2 protein-coding genes and 1 pseudogene are annotated in these 5,877 nt (G+C 45.3%); all 3 read left to right on the forward strand.

The features are described 5' to 3' along the window. Positions 1-79: 79 nt before the first annotated feature. On the forward strand, positions 80-448 hold the full coding sequence (rplL, locus tag ACN0WX_RS15300) for a 50S ribosomal protein L7/L12 (protein ID WP_417623204.1): 369 nt from the start codon (positions 80-82) through the stop codon (positions 446-448). A 232-nt stretch (positions 449-680) separates the two neighbouring features. After that, complete coding sequence (gene rpoB, locus ACN0WX_RS15305; RefSeq protein ID WP_417623205.1) at positions 681-4,709, forward strand: DNA-directed RNA polymerase subunit beta; 4,029 nt, start codon at positions 681-683, stop codon at positions 4,707-4,709. A gap of 87 nt (positions 4,710-4,796) precedes the next feature. After that, a pseudogene (locus ACN0WX_RS15310) lies at positions 4,797-5,877 on the forward strand (DNA-directed RNA polymerase subunit beta'); the annotation flags it as partial.

Consider the following 5,877-nt stretch of genomic DNA (forward strand, 5'->3'; position numbering starts at 1 on the left):
GATCAAAAAGAAGCTGCTTAATTGCTTGCTTTTTACTGGTTGCAAAATAAACTTATTGTTGACTTAAAAGAGAATTGTTATGTCTATTACTAACGAGCAAATCCTAGACGCTGTTGCAGAAATGTCTGTAATGCAAGTTGTTGAACTAATCACTGCAATGGAAGAAAAATTCGGTGTATCTGCTGCTGCTGCTGTTGTAGCTGGCGGTGCTGCTGGTGGCGAAGCTGCTGCTGAGCAAACTGAATTTGACGTAATCCTAACTGCAGCTGGCGCTAACAAAGTTGCTGTAATCAAAGCAGTACGTGGCGCAACTGGCCTAGGTCTTAAAGAAGCTAAAGGTCTTGTAGACGGTGCTCCAGCACCTCTTAAAGAAGCAGTTTCTAAAGAAGAAGCTGAAGCTCTTAAAGCTGATCTAGAAGCAGCTGGTGCATCTGTTGAAGTTAAGTAATTATTACTTAATTTCTTAGCCGAAAGGCTAATGGCTGGTGGTTTAATAACCACCGGCCTTTTTGCGCTGTAGGGTATGGGCGAATTTTCCCGCTGTTTAAGCGTCCCATAACCATGCAAAAAGCGTTTATCGAACTTCGTTAAACGTCACTACAGTAAACAGCGATTTAGTCACTGTCCTAATCCTTTTAGGGGGACAGTTTGGGTCACTTATCAGCGAGCTGAGGAACCCCATGGTTTACTCCTATACCGAGAAAAAGCGCATCCGTAAGGACTTTGGTACTCGTCCACAAGTACTGGACATTCCATACCTGCTATCGATCCAGCTTGATTCTTTCGATAAATTTATTGAACAGGATCCAGAAGGACAATACGGTCTTGAAGCTGCTTTTCGTTCTGTATTTCCAATTCAGAGCTACAACGGCAATTCAGAGCTGCAATACGTTAGCTACCGTCTTGGTGAACCAGTTTTTGACGTTAAAGAATGTCAAATCCGTGGTGTAACTTATTCAAAACCACTACGCGTAAAACTACGCCTTGTGATCTTTGATAAAGACGCGCCTGCAGGTACTGTCAAAGATATTAAAGAACAAGAAGTCTACATGGGTGAAATTCCACTCATGACAGATAATGGTACCTTCGTAATCAATGGTACCGAGAGGGTTATCGTATCCCAGCTGCACAGAAGCCCAGGCGTATTCTTCGACAGCGATAAGGGTAAGACCCACTCTTCAGGTAAAGTTCTGTATAACGCACGTGTTATCCCTTACCGTGGTTCATGGTTGGATTTCGAATTTGATCCAAAGGATAACCTATACGTACGTATTGACCGTCGTCGTAAACTACCAGCATCGATCATTCTTCGTGCACTAGGTAAGACGACTGAAGAGATCCTTGATATCTTCTTCGAGAAAGTAAACTTCGAAGTGAAAGACCAAACTCTAATGATGGAGTTGGTGCCTGAGCGTCTACGTGGCGAAACTGCAACGTTTGACATCGAAGCTCAAGGTAAAGTTTACGTAGAAAAAGGTCGTCGCGTTACGGCTCGTCACATCCGTCAACTTGAAAAAGATGGCGTTGAGTTCATTGAAGTACCAGTTGAATACACAGTTGGTAAAGTATCTTCTAAAGATTACATCAATGAAGCAACTGGCGAAGTTATCATCGCGGCTAACCAAGAAATTAGCCTAGAAGCTCTTGCGAACTTATCACAAGCTGGATATAAGCAACTAGAAGTTCTATTTACGAACGATCTAGACCACGGTCCATTTATGTCTGACACAGTACGTGTTGACAGCACAACTGACCGTATTTCTGCGCTTGTTGAAATTTACCGCATGATGCGCCCTGGCGAGCCGCCAACAAAAGAAGCGGCTGAAACGCTATTTAATAGCCTATTCTTCTCTGAAGAACGCTACGATCTATCAACAGTAGGTCGTATGAAGTTCAACAGCTCGATCGGTCGTGAAGACGCCGGTGAGCAAGGCACTCTTGATGAAATAGATATCATCGAAGTGATGAAGAAGCTTATCGCGATCCGTAATGGTATTGGTGAAGTGGACGATATCGACCACCTTGGCAACCGTCGTATCCGTAGCGTAGGCGAAATGGCAGAAAACCAATTCCGTGTTGGTCTTGTACGTGTTGAACGCGCAGTTAAAGAACGTCTAAGCCTAGGCGACCTTGACAACGTGATGCCACAAGATCTGATCAACGCGAAACCAATTTCTGCTGCTGTTAAAGAATTCTTTGGTTCTTCACAGCTTTCTCAATTCATGGACCAGAACAACCCGCTTTCAGAAGTAACGCACAAGCGTCGTATTTCTGCATTGGGTCCTGGTGGTTTGACTCGTGAACGTGCTGGCTTCGAAGTACGTGACGTACACGTAACTCACTACGGTCGTCTATGTCCTATCGAAACGCCTGAAGGTCCAAACATCGGTTTGATCAACTCTCTATCTGCGTTTGCGCGTTGTAACGAATACGGTTTCCTAGAAACTCCGTACCGTCGCGTAGTAGATGGTGTTGTAACTGACGAAGTTGATTACCTGTCAGCTATCGAGGAAGGTCAATTCGTCATCGCTCAGGCGAACGCGAAATTGACTGAAGAAGCGACTTTCGCCGACGAGCTAATCACAGCACGTCAAAAAGGTGAATCTGGTCTTCACCCTCGTGAACACGTTAACTACATGGACGTTGCAACAAACCAAGTAGTATCTATCGCTGCATCGCTTATCCCGTTCCTAGAACACGATGATGCGAACCGTGCATTGATGGGTGCGAACATGCAACGTCAGGCGGTTCCAACTCTGAAAGCTGACAAGCCTCTAGTTGGTACTGGTATTGAACGTAACGTAGCGGTTGACTCAGGTGTAACTGCTGTAGCTAAACGTGGTGGTGTTATCCAGTCTGTGGATGCATCTCGTATCGTTGTTAAGGTTAATGAAGAAGAGTTGGTACCAGGCGAAGCGGGTATCGATATCTACAACCTAACTAAGTACACACGTTCAAACCAAAATACATGTATCAACCAGCGTCCATGTGTGATGCCGGGTGAACTTGTAGCTCGTGGTGACGTAATCGCAGATGGTCCATCAACTGACCTTGGTGAACTTGCTCTTGGCCAGAACATGCGTATCGCGTTCATGCCTTGGAACGGTTACAACTTCGAAGACTCGATCTTAGTTTCTGAGCGCGTTGTTCAAGAAGACCGCTTTACCACTATCCACATTCAAGAACTATCTTGTGTGGCTCGTGATACTAAGCTTGGCGCTGAAGAGATCACTGCAGATATTCCAAACGTTGGTGAAGCTGCTCTATCTAAACTGGATGAGTCAGGTATCGTTTACATTGGTGCAGAAGTTAAGGGTGGCGACATCCTGGTTGGTAAAGTAACACCTAAAGGTGAAACTCAGCTAACGCCTGAGGAGAAGCTACTACGAGCTATCTTCGGTGAAAAAGCTTCTGACGTTAAAGATACTTCACTGCGTGTGCCTAACTCTGTTGCTGGTACGGTTATCGATGTACAAGTCTTCACTCGCGATGGCGTAGAGAAAGACAAGCGTGCACTTGAAATCGAACAGATGCAGCTGAAAGAAGCGAAGAAAGACCTGACTGAAGAGTTCCAAATTCTTGAAGGTGGTCTATATGCACGTGTTCGCTCTCTGCTACTTGCTGCAGGTTACAGCGAAGCGAAAGTTGAATCTATCGACCGTAAGCAGTTGTTAGAACAAACGCTAGAAGATGACGAACTACAAACTCAGCTAGAACAGCTAGCCGAGCAGTACGACGAACTGAAAGCTGACTTCGATAAGAAATTCGAAGCTAAGCGTCGCAAGATCACTCAAGGTGATGATCTAGCACCAGGCGTACTGAAGATCGTTAAAGTTTACCTAGCGGTGAAACGTCGCATCCAACCGGGTGATAAGATGGCGGGTCGTCACGGTAACAAAGGTGTAATCTCTAAGATTAACCCTGTTGAAGACATGCCTTACGATGAAACTGGTCAGCCAGTCGATATCGTACTTAACCCACTGGGTGTACCTTCGCGTATGAACATCGGTCAGATCCTAGAAGTACACTTAGGTCTGGCAGCTAAAGGTATTGGTGACAAGATCAACCAAATGATTAAGGAACAGCAAGAGCTTGCTAAGCTGCGCGAATTCCTACAGAAGGTATACGATCTTGGTGATACTCGTCAGAGCGTCGACATTGCTTCAATGAGCGATGAAGAAGTACGCGTACTGGCTGGTAACCTACGTGGCGGTCTACCGATTGCTACACCAGTATTCGATGGTGCGAACGAAGGTTCAATCAAAGAACTATTGTCACTAGCAGACCTTCCAACGTCTGGTCAGTTGACATTGTTTGATGGCCGTACAGGTGATGCATTTGAGCGTCCTGTAACTGTTGGTTACATGTACATGCTGAAACTGAACCACCTTGTTGATGACAAGATGCACGCTCGTTCTACGGGTTCTTACAGCCTTGTTACTCAGCAACCACTTGGTGGTAAAGCTCAGTTCGGTGGTCAGCGTTTCGGTGAGATGGAAGTATGGGCACTAGAAGCATACGGTGCTGCTTACACGCTACAAGAAATGCTAACAGTTAAGTCGGATGACGTTAACGGCCGTACTAAGATGTATAAGAACATCGTAGATGGCGACCACAGCATGGAACCTGGCATGCCAGAATCGTTCAACGTATTGTTGAAAGAGATTCGCTCGCTAGGTATCAACATCGAGCTAGAAGACGAAGAGTAATCCGCTTCTCAATTGAGAAATGTGATTATCTGGTAGAAAGCAGCTGGCGTTTGGCTGGCTGCTTTTAACTCCTTACAGGAGCTGATTGTGAAAGACTTATTAAACTTTCTAAAAGCACAGCATAAGACCGAAGAATTTGATGCAATCAAGATCGGTCTATCTTCACCAGACATGATTCGTTCATGGTCTTTTGGTGAAGTTAAAAAACCTGAAACGATTAACTATCGTACGTTCAAACCTGAGCGTGATGGTCTGTTTTGTGCGCGTATTTTTGGTCCAGTAAAAGACTACGAATGTCTTTGTGGTAAATACAAGCGTCTAAAACACCGTGGTGTTATCTGTGAGAAGTGTGGCGTTGAAGTTACACAAACTAAAGTTCGTCGTGACCGTATGGGCCACATCGAGCTTGCATCTCCAGTTGCTCACATCTGGTTCCTAAAATCACTACCATCTCGTATCGGTCTATTAATGGATATGCCGCTACGTGATATCGAACGTGTTCTTTACTTCGAAATGTACGTAGTGACAGAAGCTGGTATGACTGACCTTGAAAAAGGTCAAATGCTTACTGAAGAAGAGTATCTAGACCGTCTGGAAGAGTGGGGCGATGAATTCGTCGCGAAGATGGGTGCTGAAGCGATCAAAGATCTGCTAAGCACTATGGATCTTCACACTGAAATCGAACAGATGCGTGAAGAGCTAGAGACAACGAACTCTGAAACTAAGCGTAAAAAAGTAACGAAGCGCCTGAAGCTTGTTGAAGCGTTTGTTCAATCTGGTAACAACCCAGAGTGGATGATCCTGACAGTTCTTCCGGTTCTTCCGCCAGATCTACGTCCTCTAGTTCCACTAGATGGCGGTCGTTTTGCGACTTCTGATCTTAACGATTTATACCGTCGTGTTATTAACCGTAACAACCGTTTGAAACGTCTTCTAGAGCTTGCGGCTCCGGACATCATCGTACGCAACGAAAAACGTATGCTACAAGAGTCTGTTGATGCGCTTCTGGATAACGGTCGTCGCGGTCGCGCGATCACAGGTTCGAACAAGCGTCCTCTGAAATCTCTTGCTGATATGATCAAGGGTAAACAAGGTCGTTTCCGTCAGAACCTTCTAGGTAAACGTGTAGACTACTCTGGCCGTTCTGTAATCACAGTAGGTCCATACC

Source organism: Parasphingorhabdus sp. (genome assembly GCF_048269915.1).
Taxonomy (GTDB): Bacteria; Pseudomonadota; Alphaproteobacteria; order Sphingomonadales; family Sphingomonadaceae; genus Parasphingorhabdus.

What these genes read in the sequence shown, in the direction of transcription:
- rplL (WP_417623204.1), top strand. Translation starts at nt 80, where the DNA reads ATGTCTATTACTAACGAGCAAATCCTAGACGCTGTTGCAGAAATGTCT.
- rpoB (WP_417623205.1), top strand. Translation starts at nt 681, where the DNA reads ATGGTTTACTCCTATACCGAGAAAAAGCGCATCCGTAAGGACTTTGGT.